Below are 18,929 nucleotides of genomic sequence, written 5' to 3'. Positions count from 1 at the left end.
CAGCAGCGTTCCAAGCAGCGTTCCAAGCCTCCGGCTCAATTGCGGCTACGGCACCGACCGCGGCCTGCGCCGGGAGATGAACGAGGATTCCTTCATCGCCGCCGACCCGGTCTTCGCCGTCGCCGACGGCATGGGCGGGCATGAAGCCGGCGAGATCGCGAGCGGTATCTGCGTCCGCACACTCTCCGAGATCCCGCAGCTCGCCACCGGGGAGCGGGACGCCACCGCCGCCGTCGTCCAGCAGTACCTGCTGCAGGCCGACGCGGGGATCCGCGAGGAGACCGGCTCCCGTGCCGGCACCACCCTCTCCGGCGTCGTCGTCGTCGAACAGATGGGCATCCCGTACTGGCTGGTCATGAACATCGGCGATTCGCGTACCTACCGCCTCAGCCAGGGCCGGCTCCACCAGGTCAGCGTCGACCACTCCGAGGTGCAGGAACTGGTGGACGCCGGCGAGATCACCATGGCCGAGGCCGCGGTCCACCCGCGCCGCCATGTGGTCACCCGCGCCCTGGGCACCGGCGACGAGACCGAGGCAGACTACTGGCTGCTGCCCGTCGAGGAAGGCGACCGGATCCTGGTCTGCTCGGACGGACTCAACGGCGAGCTCGACGACGAGCACATCGCCCGGATCCTGGTCTCCGAGCCGGACCCGCAGGCCGCCGTGGACCAGCTGATCCAGGCCGCCCTGCGCAGCGGCGGCCGGGACAACGTGACCTGCATCGTGGTGGACGCGAGCAACGTGGCCCACGATGCCGGCGCCCAGACCGCCCCGCGCACCCCCGCGGAGGCCGAAGACGAAACCACCCTGCCGCGCACCGACGTCCTGGAGGTCGCCCCTGACGGCGAGGTCGTCGGGGACGCCCCGGGCGAGGAGTCCCATGGCGCCCGCTGACCGCCGGGCCGTGAGCTATACGCCGGGGACCTGGCTGGGCGTGGTCCGCTCCGGAACCGTGGTGCTGCTGCGCCCGGACACGGACCGGGCCCTGGTGGACTCGCTTTGGACGCTGCTGGCCACAAATCCGGAGGTCCACGAGGTCCTGGACGCCGTGACCTCGGCCTCGGGCGGCTCGCTCGCCCGGCTGCCCTGGTTTGGGATCGTGGGACTGCGCGGATCGCTGCAGGTGTTCCTGCGCGGCGGGATCGACCTGGCGGTCACACCGGAGGGCGACGGCGGTGCCGCCGTGGCGCTCAGCGGCCGGGACGTCACGACGTGGACCGAACGGCGCTTCGCATCCGCCCAAGGCTTCAGCGTGGCCATCCCCGACGCCGGTCCCGCGGGGGACAGCGCCGAAGCGCCGGCGCCGCTGCCGCTGGGCGAGGGCGTCGTGCTGCTGCAGGGACTGCACTGCGGGCTAACCGGAAACGGGACCGCCGCGGTGGCGCCCGAGGCCGTTGTGCCGACCGCCCCAGCGGACGACCAGCTGATGGCAGCGGCCGAAGCAGACTTCGCCGCGGAGCAAACCGGGCACTTCAGCTCCGAGGAGACGGTGCTGGACTTCCCCGAAGAGGACGAGGTCCCGGTGCCGGAGGCACCCGGACCCGAAGCGCCCGCCCCGGTACCGGCCGAACAGGAACCGACCGGCAGCTACGACCACCTCTGGGAACAGACCGTGATGCGGAAGATCGAAGACGCCGCGGTACGCGAGGACCCGGAGAACGAGCAGGAGCCGGACGCCTCTCCGGAAGCGGACCTGGAAACCTCCGCGCCGGAACCGGCCGCCGGGAAATCCGAACCCGAACCGGCGGCAGTGCCGCCCGCGCCCGCCGCGGCGGTGCCCACCGGGCTGATCGATTCCGTGCCGTGGCACACCGGCGGCGACCGCCCGGCCCCGTCCGCCGCTCCGGCGCCGCGCCCCGCGCCCGGCCCCGCCGCGCCGCCGTCGTTCTCCATGCAGGTGCCGTCCACGCAGGTGCCGTCCCCGCTGGCGCCGCAGGCTTCGGATGCCGACCACGACGGCCAGACCATCGTCAAAAGCTCCCTGCCCGGCGCCACCGGGCCGAGCGCGGCGCGTCCCGGCATGGCCCCGGCCGCCAAGGACCCGGGCACCGGGCCCATGGTGCTGGCCCGGGTCTGCCCGCAGGGCCACGCGAACCCGCCCACCAACGCCCAGTGCGCCTACTGCGGCCAGCCGCTGCCCGGCGACGGAGTGCAGGTCAGGCGCCCGCGGCTGGGCCGGGTGCGCCTGTCCACCGGCGAGCTGATCGACCTGGACCAGTCCCTTGTTGTGGGCCGGCAGCCCTCGGTGTCCCGCGTCCAGGGCGCCGTGATGCCCAAGCTCGTCCAGGTGCCGAGCCCCGGCGGGGACATCTCCCGCTCGCACGTGGAAGTCCGGCTCGAGGGCTGGCACGTGATGCTCTGCGACCTCAAGGCCACCAACGGCACGGTCCTGCTGCGCGAGGGCCAGGCCCCGCGCCGGCTCGCCCAGGGCGAGATGGCCATCCTGTTCGACGGCGACATCGCCGAACTGGGCGACGGCGTCCAGCTCCGGTTCGAGGAGCTGCTGTGAACGCAAAACGCCCCGCCGCCCCGCCGCCGGGCATCCCCGGCTACACCTTCGTGAGCCTGCTGGGCTCCGGCGGGTTCTCGGACGTCTACCTTTACGAACAGGACCGGCCGCGCCGCAAGGTGGCGATCAAGGTGCTGCTCTCGGACCTCAAGACCGAGGGCGCCCGCCGCCGCTTCGAATCCGAGGCGAACCTGATGGCGCAGCTGTCCTCGCACCCCTACATTGTCACGATCTTCGAGGCGCAAATCACCGATGCCGGCCACTCCTACCTGGCCATGGAGTACTGCTCCCGGCCCAGCCTGGACGTCCGCTACCGGCGGCAGCGCTTCAGCGTCGACGAGGTGCTGGCCGTGGGCATCCAGGTGGCGTCCGCCGTCGAAACCGCGCACCGCGCCGGGATCGCGCACCGCGACATCAAGCCGGCGAACATCCTGGTCACGGACTACAACCGCCCGGCGCTGACCGACTTCGGCATCTCCGGCACCCTTGCCGGGGACCAGGACGAGGACGCGGGCATGTCCATCCCGTGGTCCCCGCCCGAACAGTTCAGCGACCGGCAGGTCAACGGTGTGCTGGTGGACGTCTGGGCGCTCGGCGCCACGCTCTACACGCTGCTGGCCGGCCGGTCCCCGTTTGTGCTGCCGGGCGCGGACAACTCCCAGCGGGAGCTGATCTCGCGCATCACCAACCAGCCGCTGCCGAGGCTGGGCCGCGCCGACGTGCCCGAATCCCTGGAGCTGGCCCTCGCCACGGCCATGGCCAAGGCGGCGGACTCGCGGTATTCCTCCGCCCACGCCTTCGCCCTGGCATTGCAGCGCATCCAGGCCGAGCTGAACCTCTCAGTCACGCCGTTCGAGGTCCTCGAGGACCCCCACGCCGATGAACCGCACCCGGACGACGCCTTCGAGGAGACCCGCGTCCGCAGCGTCGCCGCGATCGACCCGGACGCCACCGGACCGGCCTCGACCTTCCCGGCCCGGGTTCCCGGCGGACCGGCCGCCGACGACGCCACGACGTTCCGGCCCGCGGCGGTCCCGGCCGCGCCGCCGTCGTTTGCCGCACCGTCGTTTGCCGCACCGTCGTTTGCCGCTCCGCGACCGGCGGAGGACGACGACGTCGCGGCCACCGTCAACCGCTCCAGCACAGCGCCACCCGAGGAGGCCGCCGACGAGGGCCCAGCCGCCGCCACCGGCCACGGCCGGCGGAACCTGGTGCTCGCGGTCGTGGGCGGCGCGGTCCTGGCGGTCGCCGCCGTCGTGGGCGTCGTCGCGGGAACCACCCGGCCCGTGCCGGCCCCGCAGGCATCCCAGCAGGTCAGCAAACCGCCGGCCGACGCCGTGGACAGCGGCACGGTCCCGGACGTGGAGAACCTCGCCGGCCGTTTGGACGCGGCAGGGAACTTCACCTTCACCTGGAAGAACCCGCAGCCCAAGACCGGCGACAGCTACAAGTGGCGGACCTACTCACCCAAGGGCAACGGCAACTTCACCGCCACCACCAAGGCCACGGCCCAGGTGGCACCCAACCCGGCGGGGGAGACCTGCATCCAGGTGCAGATCGTCCGCACCGACGGATCATCCTCGCCGATGCAGGAAGGCTCCGTCGCCTGCGCGAAGAAGCCCTGAGCACCACATCCCGGGCCCACCGCCCACCGAACAACACACAGGCCAAGGGCCCAACGAGGAGGCACGGACAATGGGGGATCTTGCGATAGATTTCTGCGGCGAATGGCACGAGCCATCCGATGAGGACATCTTCAGCATCGGCCGCGAGGGCGACCTCGAGGTGGACGACAACCCGTACCTGCACCGGCAGTTCCTGCAGATTGCCCGGTATGACGGCATCTGGTGGCTCAGCAACGTCGGCAGCATGCTCTGCGCGACCATTGCCGACGCCTCCGGCGGCATGCAGGCCTGGCTCGCCCCGGGCGCCCGCATCCCGCTGGTGTTCAGCCACACCAACGTCATCTTCACCGCCGGCCCCACCACCTACGAGTTCGCGGTGCACCTCAAGACCCCGGCGTTCCGGCAGCAGGCCCGCAGCGAAGACAGCGGCGGGGACACCACCATCGGCCCGGTGGTGTTCACCGACGCCCAGAAGGCCCTGATCGTGGCCCTCGCCGAGCCGATGCTCCGCCGCGAAGGGACCGGCTTCAGCGCCGTGCCCTCCTCCGCCGAAGCGGCCAAGACCCTGGGCTGGGCGCTGACCCGGTTCAACCGGAAGCTGGACAACGTGTGCGACAAACTGGACCGGGTGGGGGTGGCCGGGCTGCGCGGCGGCGGCGGCAAGCTCGCCACCAACCGCCGGGCCCGGCTGGTGGAACACGCCGTCACCTCGCATCTGGTGACCGCGGCCGACCTGGTCCTGCTGGAGACGCAGCGCGGCGGTGAGGAAGCATGAGGATCCGGCTGACCCTGCGCCGCGACCCCGCCGAGGCCAAGGACCTGGCCGTCACCGTCGACGGCCTCGCCACCGTCGCGGACATCGCCACCGAACTCTGGGCGGCGGACCCCGCACGGCGCGGCACCACACCGCCGTCGAACCTCTCGCTGCGCATCGAGGAGGCCTTCGCCGCCGGCGGCCTCAAGGACACCGTCCTGAAGCGGGGGGACAACCTGCTCGAATCAGGGCTGCGGCCCGGCTCCATCATCTCGCTGACCCAGGTCAGCGAGCAGTTCACCGTACCCGGCGCCAACCGGGGGCCCGCAGCGGCGACCCTGCGCGTCCTCTCCGGCCCGGACGTCGGCCGCGAATTCGCCCTGCCCTCCGGCACCAGCTACCTCGGCCGGGACCGCGACGTCGACGTCCGGCTGACCGACCCGCTGACGTCGAAACGCCATGCCCGGATCACGGTGGGCGAAACCGTCGAGATCGTGGACACCAACTCCGCCAACGGGCTGCTGATGGACGGGCTGCCCGTCACCCGGGCCACGCTGAACTCCTCCGACACCGTCACGCTCGGCGACACCACCGTCTCCGTGGTGTCCCTGGGCGGCAGCCAGGGCGCCGCCCCGAGTTCGCCGCTGATCAACTTCAACCGCTCGCCGCGGGTGGTGCCCCGGTTCGAACCGCGCCAGCGGACGCTGCCGGCCGGACCCAAACGCCAGGACCACCACCCGTTCCCGTACATCATGCTGATGGCCCCGCTGATGATGGGCGCCATCCTTTTCGCCGTCACGCAAAACGTCCTGTCCGTGGTCTTTATGCTGATGATGCCGCTGTTCGTCGTCGGCCACTACGTGGACCAGAAGCTCCAGTCCAAGCGGGAACGCAAGGAACAGCTCAAAGCCTTCCGCGCCGCCATGGCCGCGTTCCGTGAGGACATCACCGCGCTGCAGAAGGTGGAGCGCTCGGTCCGGCTGCAGGAAGCGCCCTCGGTCAGCGACACCGTGGACTCCATCTACAAGCTCGGCCCGCTGCTCTGGACCCACCGGCCCGAACACACCGCCTTCCTGGGCCTGCGCTTCGGCCTCGGCACGGCGCCGTCCCGGATCCAATTCGAGGAACCGCACAGCAACGAGACCGAGCCCGAGTACATGGCCGAAATCCAGCAGTGCCTGGCCCAGTTCGGCAGCATCGAGGGCGTCCCGATCGTCTCCCAGCTGCGCACCGCGGGTTCGTTCGGCCTCGCCGGCCCGCGCGGCCTCGTCGACGACGTGGCCCGCGGCATGGTGCTGCAGCTCGTGGGGCTGCATTCGCCGGCCGAAGTGGTGCTGACCGCCATCACCTCGGCCCAGTCCAAGGACCGCTGGGAATGGCTGCAGTGGCTGCCGCACGCCGGCTCCGGCCACAGCCCGCTCGGCGGCGACCACCTCGCAGCCGGGCCGGCCGGCGGCTCGGCCCTGCTCTCCCGCCTCGAGGACCTGATCGACCAGCGCGAGGCCGCGGCCCAGTCGCCGCGCCCGGAGCTCCGGCCCGGGGTCGCGTCCGTCCCGGGCGGCGAGGAGGTTCCGGCACCGCAGCTGCCCACCGTGCTCCTGGTGGTCGAGGACGACGCCCCGGTGGACCGCGGCCGGCTCACCCGGGTCCTGGAACGCGGGCCGGATTCCGGCGTGCACGTGATGTGGGTGGCTACCTCCGTCCAGCAGCTCCCGGCGGCCTGCCGCGACTTTATGGCGGTCGACGGCGAGCACGGCACCACCACCGGCCAGGTCCGGCTGGGCCGGCACACCTTCCCGGTCAGCTGCGAAAGCCTCGACGCCGGGCTCGCCGCCCAGCTGGCGCGGATGCTCGCCCCGGTGGTCGACGTCGGGAAGCCGCTCGAGGACGACTCCGACCTGCCCCGTGCGGTGTCTTACGCCACCCTGATCGGCAAGGACTTCTTGGACAACCCGCAGGCCGTCGCGGACCGCTGGAGCGAGAACAACTCCGTGCACGCCAGCGCCAAGCCCAACCGGAAGGACAACGGAACACTCCGCGCCCTGGTCGGCTCCAAGGGCATCGAACCGCTGTACCTAGACCTCAAGAACGAGGGCCCGCACGCCCTGGTGGGCGGAACCACCGGCGCCGGCAAATCCGAGTTCCTGCAGTCCTGGGTGATGGGCATGGCCGCGGCGTACAGCCCGGACCGGGTGAGCTTCCTGTTCGTGGACTACAAGGGCGGCGCCGCGTTCGCGGATTGCCTGCACCTGCCGCACACCGTCGGCCTGGTCACCGACCTGTCCCCGCACCTGGTCCGCCGCGCCCTGACCTCGCTCAGGGCCGAGCTGCACCACCGTGAGAAGCTGCTGAACCGCAAAAAGGCCAAGGACCTGCTGGAACTCCAGCGCCAGGCCGACCCGGAGGCGCCGCCGTACCTGGTCATCATCGTGGACGAATTCGCTGCCCTCGCCACCGAGGTGCCGGAGTTCGTCGACGGCGTGGTGGACGTCGCCGCCCGCGGCCGGTCGCTCGGCCTGCACCTGATCCTCGCCACCCAGCGCCCCGCCGGTGTGATCAAGGAAAGCCTGCGCGCCAACACCAACCTGCGCGTGGCGTTGCGCATGGCCGACGAGGACGACGCCGTCGACATCCTGGGCGTGCCCACCGCGGCATACTTCGACCCGTCCATCCCCGGCCGCGGCGCGGCCAAGACCGGACCGGGCCGGATCCAGGGCTTCCAGACCGGCTACGCCGGCGGCTGGACCACCGAGAAGCCGCAGCGGGCGCAGATCGACGTCGTCGAGATGGCGTTCGGTTCCGGCGCCGCCTGGGCCGCCCCGGCCGCCGAGGCGCCGGAGCGGGAGGAGCCCGCCGGGCCCAACGACATCGCCCGGATGACGGCGAACATCATCAAGGCCGCCGACGTGCTCGCCATCGAGCCTCCCCGCAAGCCCTGGCTGGACGAGCTCGCCACGGCCTACGACTTCTCCCGGCTGCCGAACCCGCGCACCGACGAGCGGCTGCTCCTCGGCGTGGCGGACGACCCGGCGCACCAGGACCAGCCCACGGTCTTCTACGAACCCGACCGGGACGGCAACATGGCCATCTACGGCACCGGCGGCTCGGGCAAGTCGGCCGCCCTGCGCGGGATCGCGATCGCCGCCGCCGTCACCCCGCGCGGCGGTCCGGTGAACGTCTACGGCATCGACTGCGGCTCCTCGGGCCTGAAGATGCTCGAGGCGTTGCCGCACGTCGGGGAGATCATCAACGGCGACGACGTCGAACGCGTCGGCCGCCTGCTGCGCTGGCTGCGCGACCTCGCCGACGACCGCTCGGCCCGCTACGCCGAAGTCCGGGCCTCCACGATCGTGGAGTACCGGCAGCTGGCCAACATGCCGGACGAGAAGCGGATTTTTGTGCTGGTGGACGGCATGTCCGCCTTCCGTGAGGCGTACGAATACAGCAAGCTCTCCGCGCTCTGGGACATCTTCCTGCAGCTCGCCACGGACGGCCGGCCGCTCGGCATCCACCTCGTGGTCAGCGGGGACCGGCCGAACGCGGTGCCGGCGTCGCTGCTGGCCTCGATCCAGCGCCGGCTGGTGCTGCGGCTGTCCTCGGAAGAGGACTACCTGTCCATGGACGTGCCCCGGGACGTGCTCGGGGCGGCCACGCCGCCGGGCCGCGGGCTGCTCGGCAACCTCGAGGTGCAGCTGGCGGTGCTCGGCGGGAACTCCAACCTGGCCGTGCAGGCCCGCGAGGTGCACAAGCTCCGAGCGGCCATGCTGCGCCAGGGCGTGGAACAGGCTCCGCAGATCGAGCGGCTGCCCGACTCGGTGGACCTGGACCTGCTCCCGGCCGGCAGTCCGGACCTGCCGGTGATCGGCGTCGACGACGAGACCCTGCAGCCGGCCGAGATCCTGGCCAAGGGACCGCTCCTGCTCGCCGGCCCGCCGGGCTCCGGCCGCACCGTGGCGCTGGTGACCCTCGCCTACGCGCTGCGCCGGTCCAACCCGGGTGTGGAGCTGATCTACCTCGGCTCGCGGCGTTCGGCCGCGGCGTCGCTCAAGCTCTGGGACCGCTCCGTGGTGGGCACCGACGACGTCGAGGATGCCATCGACGAACTGGTGGAGTACGCCGCCGGCACCCCGGGCAAGCTCGCGATCTTCATCGAGGGCCTGACCGACTTCACCGACACCCTGGCCGAGTCCGGGATCGGCCGGCTGGTCACGGCGTCGATCAAGGCCGATCAGTGGGTGGTGGGCGAATCCGAAACCTCCACCTGGTCCTCGGCCTGGTCCCTGGCGCAGCCGTTCAAGTCCGGCCGCCGCGGCCTGCTGCTCAACCCGGGGGACATCGAGGGCGACAGCCTGCTCAGCACCTCCCTTGGCCGGATCAGCGGCGACTTCATCCCCGGCCGCGGCTACATCGTGGGCCGCGGCAAGGTCCGCAAGCTGCAGGTCGCGCTGCCGCCGGAGAACCGGAACTAGGGCGCGCGGATGGGGAGGGCTGCCCATGGACAGCGTTTTGCGCGGCAGGGTAGGTTCTAGGCAATGGATCTTCCGGAGCAGCCGGGGGCCGCTGGGGACGCCGACAGGGTTCGGGTCCGGTGAACTAAGGAGTTTTTTCAAATGGCTATTTGGGGTGCGGATGTTACTCAGCTCAAGACTCTTGGGACGAAGCTGCAGGCCGGTTCGCAGGAGATCGAGAACCAGAAGTCGATGCTGACCAAGGTTCTGGCCGGAACCCAGTGGATGGGTCCGGACGCGGACAAGTTCCGCAACGAGTGGAACGGCGAGCACGTCGCGGCCCTCACCCGGGTTTCCCAGGCCTTGCAGCAGGCCGGCCAGCAGGCCACCCGCAACGCCGCCGACCAGGAGAGCGCTTCCGCCCGCTAGGCCCATCCGTTGCCACCGACGGCCCGGACGCATCCCGCGTCCGGGCCGTCCGCCGTTTCCGGCCCGGGGACGGCGCCGGCCGGTGCGGCGCCGGGGCCCGCCAATGACCGGACAACGTGGGAGATCTAGGGCAGGATAGGTCTGTGAGCACAGGGAAGACTGCAGCAGAAACCGACACCCACAGCCCCGACGGGGAACTGGTCCCGTCCGAGGCCATCCGCGAAGAGTACGAGGAACTGGTCGAGCAGGTCCGCAAGCACCGCTTCGCGTACTACCAGGAGGACGCCCCGATCATCTCCGACGCCGAGTTCGACGAACTCTTCCGGCGGCTGGAGACCATCGAGGCCATGCACCCCGAACTGGTGGCCAACGATTCCCCCACCCAGGAGGTGGGCGGGGAGGTCTCCGCCGCCTTCGCCGCCGTCGAACACCTGACCCGGATGTACAGCCTCGAGGACGTCTTCTCCCTCGAGGAGCTGGAGGCCTGGATCGCCAAAGCCGAGGCCGGCGTCGGCAAGCTTGGCAACGGCGGCAACCCGCCGTCGTGGCTCACCGAACTCAAGATCGACGGCCTGGCCGTGAACCTGCTCTACCGCGACGGCGTGCTCATCCGCGCAGCCACCCGCGGCGACGGCTTCACCGGCGAGGACATCACCCACAACGTCCTGACCATCAAGGAAATCCCGCAGCAGCTCAAAGGCGGCAACTTCCCGGCCGAAATGGAAATCCGCGGTGAGGTCTTTATCCCGTCCAAGGCGTTCGCGGAGTTCAACGAGGCACTGATCGCGGAGGGCAAGGCGCCGCTGGCCAACCCGCGCAACGCCGCCGCGGGCTCGCTGCGGCAGAAGGACCCGGCGGAGACCGCCAAGCGGCCCCTGAAGATGTACGTGCACGGCATCGGCGCCCGCGAAGGGTTGGAGACCGGCAGCCAGTCGGACACCTACCGCCAGCTCGCCGACTGGGGCCTGCCCACCAGCCCCTACTTCGAGGTGCTCCCCGGCCTGGCCGAGGTACTGGACTTCATCCGCCGCTACGGCGACAAGCGGCACAGCCTCAGCCACGAAATCGACGGCATTGTGGTCAAGGTGGACGACTTAGCCACCCAGCGGGCCCTCGGCTACACCTCCCGGGTTCCGCGCTGGGCCGTGGCCTACAAATACCCGCCGGAAGAGGTCAACACCAAGCTCCTGGACATCGCGGTCAACGTGGGCCGCACCGGCCGCGTCACCCCGTATGGCGTGATGGTGCCGGTCAAGGTCGCCGGTTCCACGGTGGAGATGGCCACCCTGCACAACCAGGAAGTCGTCAAGGCCAAGGGCGTCAAGATCGGCGACATTGTGGTGCTCCGCAAGGCCGGCGACGTCATCCCGGAAATCGTCGGGCCGGTGCTGGCCTTGCGCGATCAGCAGGACCCGCCGGTGCGCGACTTCGTCATGCCCACCGAATGTCCCGCCTGCGGCACCCCGCTCGCCCCGGCCAAGGAGGGCGACGTCGACATCCGCTGCCCCAACGCCCGCTCCTGCCCGGCGCAGCTGCGCGAACGCGTCTTCCACCTCGCCGGCCGCGGCGCCTTCGACATCGAGGCCCTCGGCTGGGAAGCGGCCATCGCCCTGACCCAGCCGGCCGAGCCCGACGTCGCCCCGCTCACCACCGAGGCGAACCTGTTCCGGCTCACGCCCGAGGACCTCGCCGGCGTCCGGATCCGCCGCGAAAAGCGCTCCAAGGGCGTGGCGACCGGCGAGTTCGAACTTGTGCCCTACTTCTACACCAAGGGCACCGCCAAGGTCCCGTCCAAGCCGACGGCCACCACGGAGAAGCTCTTCAGCGAACTCGAAAAGGCCAAGACCCAGCCGCTCTGGCGCGTGCTCGTGGCGCTCTCCATCCGGCACGTCGGGCCGCGGGCCTCGCGCGCCCTGGCCACCGCTTTTGGGACCATGGACGCCATCCGGCAGGCCTCCGAAGAGGAGCTCGCCGGCGTCGACGGCGTGGGCCCGGTGATCGCCGTGGCGCTCAAGGAATGGTTCGCCGAGGACTGGCACCGCGACATCGTGGACAGCTGGGCGGCCGACGGCGTCCGGATGGAGGACGAACGCGACGAGTCCACCCCGCGGACCCTGGAGGGCCTGACCGTGGTGGTCACCGGCAGTCTGGAGGGGTTCAGCCGGGACGAGGCCAAGGAAGCGATCCTGGTCCGCGGCGGCAAGGCCGCCGGCTCCGTTTCCAAGAACACCAGCTACGTGGTGGCCGGCGAAAACGCCGGCACCAAGCTGGACAAGGCCGAGCAGCTGGGCCTGCCGGTGCTGGATGAGGACGGCTTCCGTGCGCTGCTCGCGCACGGCCCGGCCGGCCTCAACGGCGCCGGTGCGGACGGTGCTGACGGTGCCGCAACCGGTACGGCAGACGACGTCGACGACGTCGAGGACGGCGAGGACCACCAGGAGGCTGTCGAGTGACCTCCGGACCGGCCGAATTCCCGGACGCGTCCGCGTTCCTCGAGCTGGCCCGGGAGGCCGCCGCCGCCGGCGCCGCGGTGCTGGCCGGCCGGAGCGCCGGCGCCCTGGACGTGAGCAACAAGGGCGATTCGGGGGACTGGGTGACGGCCTTCGATCTCGCGGCCGAGGCCGCCGTCCGCGAGGTCATCACCGGCGCCCGGCCCGAGGACACGATCACCGGGGAGGAGGGCGGCACCGTGCTGCCCGAGACCGCCAGCGGCTTCCGCTGGTCGGTCGACCCGCTCGACGGCACCACCAACTTCATCCGCAACATCGTCTACTACGGCACCTCGGTGGCGGTGGCCGGGCCTGACGGCGCCTGGCTGGCCGGCGTCGTCCACGCCCCGGCGCTGGGGCGGGTCTACTACGCCTCCCGCGGCCACGGCGCGTGGCTGGAGGAAAACGGCCGGCGCACAGCGCTCAACGGACCGGTGCCCGGCCGGACCGGGCAGATCCTGGCCACGGGCTTCAGCTACGACCCGTCCGTCCGGGCCGAGCAGGCGTCCGGGTTGGCGGGCCTGATGGACGGGTTCGCGGACGTGCGCCGGCTGGGATCGGCCGCGCTGGATCTCTGCCTCGTGGCCGACGGCACCCACGACGCCTACGGCGAACGCGGCCTGAACGAACACGACTTCGCCGCCGGCGCGCTGATCGCGGAGGAGGCCGGCTGCTGGGTGCGCCGCCCCCGGCTCACCAGTGTGCTCGACGGCGGGCCCTCCGATGAGGAGCGGCTCGCGGCCTGGACCTGCGCGGGGCCGCTGGAGCTCTCCGGGAAGTTCCCGCTCTGACCGACGCCCGGCAGAGCAACCGGGCGCGCTGGATTCCCCACGCAAAAAATGCGCCCCCTCGCGGGGGGGGCGCATTTCCTGGAACCAGAGGGCTAGTTCCTTACCGGCGGATTAGTTCTGGATCAGGCGGACCGGGCCTTGTGCCGAGTCGCAGACGAGAGTGGTGGTGCCGGACTTGTCCACTGCCCGGCCGAGGACCGCCACGGGCCCGACCTTCACACCGCAGACGTTTGCCGCCACCTGGGCGGCGACGCCGATGTTGACGTCCTGCAGGATCGTGACATCGCCGACCGCAACGTTGACGAGGCCGTCCTGGACTTGGGTGGGCGCGGCGTTGGCCGGTGCCATTCCACCCGCCAGGAACAGTGATCCTGCCAGTGCGGCTCCTGCTGAAGCTTTTGTCATCAAACGCATCGTTGACTCCTTCGTTGGTGTGATGGGGATTACAACAACGTAACGATCAGCATGCTTAGTAGTCAAGGGGGGCAAAGGCCAGTGACCGCCCCGACGCGGGGGTGAGGACCAGCCCCGCGCTGCGGGGACACAGGGACGAACGTTTGCCATTAGCGCAGGTCAGGGTGCGGTTTGGAGGCTGGCTTCCTCCACCTGAAATGGGCGGTGGCCTGCGCCCGAAAAAAATTTGAGAAATATTTGAACGGTTCCGAATCCGGCCACACAGTGCCTTCCGGTACAGCTGTTGCACGGGGAGTTGCAGCCCGCATGATTGACGCACTCCCGCAGACGTGCGGCCGCTGATAGTTCCATCACGGAAACCGCGCTTTGGCGCCCGGTCGGGGCCGACGCCCGTAACATAGACAGGTGCATTCGCAGATCCTCATTCGTCCCGCCGTCCCGGCCGACTACGACGCCGTCGCCCGCATCACCCGGGACGCCTACCTGGCCGCCGGGCACTTCGAGGACGCGGACCACCCCTACATGCAGCAAATCCAGCAGGTCGCCCGGCGGCACGAGAACGCGACCATCTGGGTGGCCGAACGCGGCGGCCAGGTTGTCGGCTCCGTGACCCTCGCCGTCGCGGGGGAGCCGTACGCGGACATCGCCCGGCCCGACGAGCTGGAATTCCGGATGCTCGTGGTGGACCCGGCGGTGCAGCGCAGCGGCGCCGGCAAGGCCATGGTGCAGGCCATCATCGAACACGCCCGGTCCCTGCCCGGCATCACCGGCGTCGCCCTGACCACCGGGATGACCTGGGAAAGCGCCCACGGCCTGTACCGGAAGACCGGCTTCCAGCGCGTCCCCGAACGCGACTGGTTCGTCCCGGACACCGACATCAAACTCCTGGTCTACCGCCTGGAGCTGTAACACCAGGCCGCCCGACACATTTCCACCGGTTTACCTGCCCTGGCTTTTGCCGCCCTAAAGTGGTGCCGACTCCACGCCCCACTGCGAAAGGCACTTCCATGCGCAAGACATTCGGCACAGGTTCCGTCTGGGAACAGAAGGTCGGCTACTCCCGGGCGGTCCAGGTGGACAACACCCTCTACATCTCCGCCACCGCCGCCAGCGGCGAGGACGGGATCGTGGGCGAGGACTTCTACACCCAGACCCGCTTCATCCTGGACAAGCTCGGCAGCGTCCTGGCCGACGCCGGCTTCGGCTACGCGGACGTGGTGCAGTCCAAGCTGTACCTGACGGACATCAGCCAGTGGGAGGAAGCGGGGCGCGCCCACGGCGAAGTCTTCGGCGAGATCCGCCCCACGCTGGCCCTGGTCCACGTGCTCCCGTTCCTGGATCCCAGGATGCTCGTCGAGATCGAACTCGTCGCGCAGAAGAGCGCCGGCTAACACCACCGCGGGCTCAGGCGCCTGCTGCCGGGGGCACGCCGTAGCGGTGTTCGGGCCGGCCGGTGGTGCCGTAGCGCAGTTGAATGTCAACGGCGCCGTCGTCCGCGAGCGAGGAGAGGTAGCGCTGCGCTGTGGCCCGGGAGACGCCCACCCGGGTGGCCACCTCCGCCGCCGAGTACTGCTCGCCCGGCTCGAGGGATTCCAGCACGGCCGCCTCGGTGGCGGACCGCGGCCGGGCGGAGGACGCGACGTCGCCCGGGATCAGGGCGCGCTTGGCCCGTTCCAGGGTCTCCTGCGTGAGGTTCCCGGCCGTGGCCAGGATCCGCCGGTAGCGGGCGTAGGAGCGCAGTTGCTGGGAGAGGGACTCGGCGGTGAAGGGCTTGAGTAGGTAACCGAGGGCGCCGCGGCGGAAGGCCACCCGGATGGACGCCGCATCCGAGGCGGCGCTGAGGATCATGGTGTCCACGTCCAGCTGGCCCAGCAGGTCCAGCCCGGAGGCGTCGGGCAGGTAGACGTCCAGCAGCACCAGGTCCGGCCGGAGGCTGTGGATGGATTGCAGGGCCCGCGACGCCGATCCCGCCGGCGCCAGCGCCATAAAGCCGGCCACGGAGTCCACGTAGGCCGCGTGCAGCTTGGCCACGTGGAAGTCGTCGTCCACAATCAGGACCCGGAAATCGTCAGACATCGTTGTCTCCTTCAGCCAGGTTGTCGGCCCTGGGTTCACTTGCATTTTCTGCCGCTTTTTCACCGGTGCCGGCAGTGGTTCCCGGCAGGACCGCCATAAAGACGGCGCCCGGGCCGCCCGGCGTTCCCCGCTCCAGCACCCTCACGTCCCCGCCGCGGCGCCGCGCCAGCTGCCGGGCCAGCGCCAGCCCCAGGCCCTGCCCCGCCCCGGCCCGGGCCGGACGTTCCGCGGTGGTGAACCCCTCGGCGAAAACGCCCTCGTCCGAACCGGGCCCGACCCCGGGCGGCAGGCCGTCGCCCGAGTCGCCCACCAGGATGTGCAGCGTGCCGGGCTCGCCGCCGTCGCCCGGTTCGTCCAGCACCTCAACCTCCACCCAGCGCTCGGACGAGGAGCCCGCGACGGCGGCGTTCGCGGCGTTGTCGATCAGGTTGCCCAGCACCGTGGTCACCTCTTGCGGTTCGACGACGACGCCGCGGACCAGGGTTTCGGGACCGAGCCGCAGGGCCACGCCGCGCTCGTCCGCCTCCACACCCTTGGCGCCGAGGAACGCCTGCAGGTACGGGTCCTGGAGCAACTCGGCCTGGTCCACCGGGAATTTCAGCGGTCCGGTGGCGGCCAGCCGGGCCAAGTAGTCGCGTGCCTGCTGGTGCTGGCCGATGCTCATAAAGCCGGCGATCGTGTGCAGCTGGTTGGCGAACTCGTGCCGCTGGGCGCGCAGGGCCGTGGAGAGGGTGCCCACGGCGTCGAGCTGGCGGGTGAGCTGCTGGAGCTCGGTGCGGTCCCGGAGCATCACCACCCAGCCCAGGTCCTCCCGGCCATGCAGGGCCTTGCGGGCACTAGCCACCAGCACCCGGCCGCCGGCGACGAGTTCCACCGCGTCCCCCTCCGCGGCGTCGGCCTTTGTCAGGGCGAGCAGCTGCGCCGGCACCGGCGCTTCAGCCCAGGGTGTTCCGGTCAGGTCCGGCCGGTCCAGCAGGCGCTGCGCCGCGGAGTTGAAGACGCTGATCCTGCCGTCCGCAGCGACGCCGATCACGCCGTCGTCCACGCCCTGCAGCACGGCCACCTGGTCGTGCACCAGGGTGCTGATTTCCTCAGGCTCCAGCCCCAGGGTCAGCCGCCGGAGGCGGTGCCGCAGCAGGAAGGAAACCAGCACGCCCGCCAGCAGCGCGCCGGCCGCGGTCAGGGCGATAGGAACGATGTCCCGGGCGAGGCTTTGGCTGATGGATTCGGTGGAGTAGCCCACGCTGACCTCGCCCACCACGGTGGAGGATGCCGGCGCGAACACGGGGACCTTGGCGCCGGCCGAGGGGCCCAGGGTGCCGGTGTTGCGGGTGGTGACCTCACGGCCGGAGAGGGCCTCGGAGGGATCCGTGCTGACCCGCTCGCCCAGCCGGTCGGCGTCGGGGTGGGCCAGCCGGAGGCCGGTCTCGTCGGTGATGACCACGAACAGTGCGCCGGTGCGGGCCCGGGCGCCCTCCGCGGCGCCCATCAGCGGGCCGGCGAGCAGCTCCGCGGGCGGGGGAGTGCCGGCCTGGGCGCTGATCTGCTGCACCTCGGCCCGCACCGCCGGATCCGACGCCACCGTCCGGGCCAGGGTCAGCGCCTGGTTCTCCGCCTCGCGGCCCAGCCGCTCATACGTCAGCCAGGCGTGCACGGCGCTGCTGAGCAGCACCACCAGTGCCACCACGCCGAGCTGCAGCAGCAGCGTCTGGGTGGTGAACCGCAGCGGAGTGCGGCGTGCGAGGGCTCCCACGGCGGCCCTCCTTCGGTGATCCGGCGGCAACAGCGGCCGGTGAGCTAAATGCGCAAAATGCGTCCAACAAGCAGTATGCCAATCAAATGAGGCAAAGGCACTCCCGTGACGCAGCCCACCCTAACGTCTGTAGTGCGCATCACAGCGGAGTGGTGCGGAACACAGAAGAAGGAGCCGGCCGTGCTGGTATTACTTGGATTCGCCATGATTGCGGTCTTCATGGTGCTGATCATGACGAAGAAGCTGACGCCGGTGCTGGCGCTCATCATCGTCCCCACAGTATTCGGACTTTTTGCCGGCGCGGGCCTGGGCATCGGTCCCATGGTGCTCGACTCGATGAAGTCGATGACCTCCACCGCCGCGCTGCTGATGTTCGCCATCATCTACTTCGGCCTGATGATCGACGTCGGACTCTTTGACCCGCTGGTCCGGTTCATCCTGCGCAAGCTCGGCAACGACCCCGCCAAGGTGGTCCTGGGCACCGCGATCCTGGCCGCCGCCGTGTCGCTCGACGGCGACGGCTCCACCACCTTCATCCTCACCACCGCGGCCATGCTCCCGGTCTACCTGCGGCTGAAGATGAGCCCCGTGGTCCTGACCTGCGTGGCGGGCCTGGCCAACGGCACCATGAACATCCTGCCCTGGGGCGGCCCCACCGCCCGCGCCGCCACCGCACTGAAGCTCGACGTCAACGATGTCTTCGTCCCGATGATCCCCTCGCTGATCGCCGGCCTCGTAGTCGTATTTGTCTTCGCCTGGCTGCTGGGCCTGCAGGAACGCAACCGGCTGCGCACCGTGGCACCCGAAATCTGGGCACCTGTTGACACGAACGACGGCGGCGCCGGCGGCCGGCGCACGGCCAGCCGCCCCTCCGGAACCCCCGCCGGCAACGGTTCTGTGGCTGTCCTGGAACGCACCGAGGACCTCATCGACGACCGTGACTCAGCGATGGCGGACACCGCCCTGGACCCGAACCGCGCCACCCTCCGTCCCAAGCTGTTCTGGTTCAACCTCGGCCTGACCGTTGCGGTCATGGTGACGCTGGTGGCCAACGTCATGCCACTGCCGTTCGTCTTTATGGTGGCCTCCGCGATCGCCCTGCTGGTCAACTTCCCGAAGGTCAAGGACCAGGGCGCCCAGCTGATCGCCCACGCGCCGTCGATCGTCGCCGTCGTCTCCATGGTTATGGCGGCCGCCGTGCTGACCGGTGTCCTCAACGGCACCGGCATGGTCAAGGCCATGTCCGAGTGGCTGGTCCAGATCATCCCGGCGGACATGGGCCCGTTTATGGCCGTCATCACCGGCGTGCTGAGCATCCCGATGACGTTCTTCATGAGCAACGACGCCTTCTACTTCGGCGTCCTGCCGGTCCTGAGCGAAACGGCCGGGCACTACGGCGTCAGCGCCGCGGACATGGCCCGCGCCTCGATCACCGGCCAGCCCTTCCACCTGCAGAGCCCGCTGGTCCCGGCCATCCTGCTCCTGGTCTCCCTCGCCAAGGTTGACCTCGGCGACCACCACAAGAAGGTTCTCTGGCGCACCGCCGTCATCTCCCTGGTCATGCTCGCCGTAGGAGTCCTAATCGGAGCCATCGGCATCGGCTGACCAAGGGCGGCATCACGCGGACATTCTCCGCGTGC

General features: G+C 70.5%; 14 protein-coding genes. 11 read left to right on the top strand and 3 right to left on the bottom strand.

Going from position 1 to position 18,929, the window contains the following annotated elements:
* Nucleotides 1-76: 76 nt before the first annotated feature.
* The 8 genes from AC6I9V_RS03335 (at nt 77) to AC6I9V_RS03300 (ending at nt 13,046) form a co-directional block, all read left to right on the top strand.
* Nucleotides 77-895, top strand: a complete 819-nt coding sequence (locus tag AC6I9V_RS03335; protein ID WP_497898346.1) for a PP2C family protein-serine/threonine phosphatase — start codon at nt 77-79, stop codon at nt 893-895.
* On the top strand, nt 882-2,510 hold the full coding sequence (locus AC6I9V_RS03330) for a double zinc ribbon and FHA domain-containing protein (RefSeq protein WP_497898345.1): 1,629 nt from the start codon (nt 882-884) through the stop codon (nt 2,508-2,510). Before AC6I9V_RS03335 ends, AC6I9V_RS03330 begins: the two co-directional genes overlap by 14 nt.
* Nucleotides 2,507-4,135 carry a serine/threonine-protein kinase gene (locus AC6I9V_RS03325; RefSeq protein ID WP_497898344.1) on the top strand — a complete coding sequence of 543 codons (1,629 nt, stop codon included), beginning with the start codon at nt 2,507-2,509 and terminating at the stop codon, nt 4,133-4,135. Before AC6I9V_RS03330 ends, AC6I9V_RS03325 begins: the two co-directional genes overlap by 4 nt.
* Nucleotides 4,136-4,205: 70 nt before the next feature.
* Nucleotides 4,206-4,910 carry a hypothetical protein gene (locus tag AC6I9V_RS03320; protein WP_497898343.1) on the top strand — a complete coding sequence of 235 codons (705 nt, stop codon included), beginning with the start codon at nt 4,206-4,208 and terminating at the stop codon, nt 4,908-4,910.
* Nucleotides 4,907-9,358: a type VII secretion EssC family protein gene (locus tag AC6I9V_RS03315; protein WP_497898342.1), complete on the top strand. Its 4,452-nt coding sequence runs from the start codon at nt 4,907-4,909 to the stop codon at nt 9,356-9,358. The genes AC6I9V_RS03320 and AC6I9V_RS03315 overlap by 4 nt, the downstream gene beginning before the upstream one ends.
* Nucleotides 9,359-9,499: 141 nt before the next feature.
* Nucleotides 9,500-9,766 carry a hypothetical protein gene (locus AC6I9V_RS03310; protein WP_497898341.1) on the top strand — a complete coding sequence of 89 codons (267 nt, stop codon included), beginning with the start codon at nt 9,500-9,502 and terminating at the stop codon, nt 9,764-9,766.
* Nucleotides 9,767-9,909: 143 nt separating this feature from the next.
* The gene (gene ligA / locus AC6I9V_RS03305; protein ID WP_497898340.1) at nt 9,910-12,219 is read left to right on the top strand and encodes an NAD-dependent DNA ligase LigA; all 2,310 of its coding nucleotides are present in this window, start codon (nt 9,910-9,912) and stop codon (nt 12,217-12,219) included.
* Nucleotides 12,216-13,046 (top strand): inositol monophosphatase family protein, encoded by an 831-nt coding sequence (locus tag AC6I9V_RS03300; RefSeq protein ID WP_497898339.1) that lies wholly within the window; start codon nt 12,216-12,218, stop codon nt 13,044-13,046. The genes ligA and AC6I9V_RS03300 overlap by 4 nt, the downstream gene beginning before the upstream one ends.
* A 111-nt stretch (nt 13,047-13,157) precedes the next feature.
* Here AC6I9V_RS03300 and AC6I9V_RS03295 read toward each other — a convergent pair whose 3' ends face one another.
* Complete coding sequence (locus AC6I9V_RS03295) at nt 13,158-13,460, bottom strand: hypothetical protein (protein WP_497898338.1); 303 nt, start codon at nt 13,458-13,460, stop codon at nt 13,158-13,160.
* Between the two features lie 405 nt (nt 13,461-13,865).
* Here AC6I9V_RS03295 and AC6I9V_RS03290 point away from each other — a divergent pair, with 405 nt between their 5' ends.
* Together AC6I9V_RS03290 and AC6I9V_RS03285 are read left to right on the top strand one after the other, a co-directional pair.
* Nucleotides 13,866-14,369 carry a GNAT family N-acetyltransferase gene (locus AC6I9V_RS03290; protein ID WP_497898337.1) on the top strand — a complete coding sequence of 168 codons (504 nt, stop codon included), beginning with the start codon at nt 13,866-13,868 and terminating at the stop codon, nt 14,367-14,369.
* 98 nt (nt 14,370-14,467) lie between these two features.
* Nucleotides 14,468-14,851: a RidA family protein gene (locus tag AC6I9V_RS03285; protein ID WP_497898336.1), complete on the top strand. Its 384-nt coding sequence runs from the start codon at nt 14,468-14,470 to the stop codon at nt 14,849-14,851.
* Between the two features lie 13 nt (nt 14,852-14,864).
* Here AC6I9V_RS03285 and AC6I9V_RS03280 read toward each other — a convergent pair whose 3' ends face one another.
* Together AC6I9V_RS03280 and AC6I9V_RS03275 are read right to left on the bottom strand one after the other, a co-directional pair.
* Complete coding sequence (locus AC6I9V_RS03280) at nt 14,865-15,536, bottom strand: response regulator (RefSeq protein WP_497898335.1); 672 nt, start codon at nt 15,534-15,536, stop codon at nt 14,865-14,867.
* Nucleotides 15,529-17,289, bottom strand: a complete 1,761-nt coding sequence (locus AC6I9V_RS03275; protein WP_497898334.1) for a sensor histidine kinase — start codon at nt 17,287-17,289, stop codon at nt 15,529-15,531. The genes AC6I9V_RS03280 and AC6I9V_RS03275 overlap by 8 nt, the downstream gene beginning before the upstream one ends.
* 180 nt (nt 17,290-17,469) lie before the next feature.
* On the opposite strand from AC6I9V_RS03275, the gene AC6I9V_RS03270 reads away from it, so the two are divergent.
* Nucleotides 17,470-18,894, top strand: a complete 1,425-nt coding sequence (locus AC6I9V_RS03270) for a CitMHS family transporter (protein WP_497898333.1) — start codon at nt 17,470-17,472, stop codon at nt 18,892-18,894.
* The last annotated feature ends 35 nt before the right edge of the window (nt 18,895-18,929 follow it).

This window comes from Arthrobacter sp. SlRoot2-15 (assembly GCF_059739345.1).
This window is presented reverse-complemented; position numbering and strand designations above follow the sequence as displayed.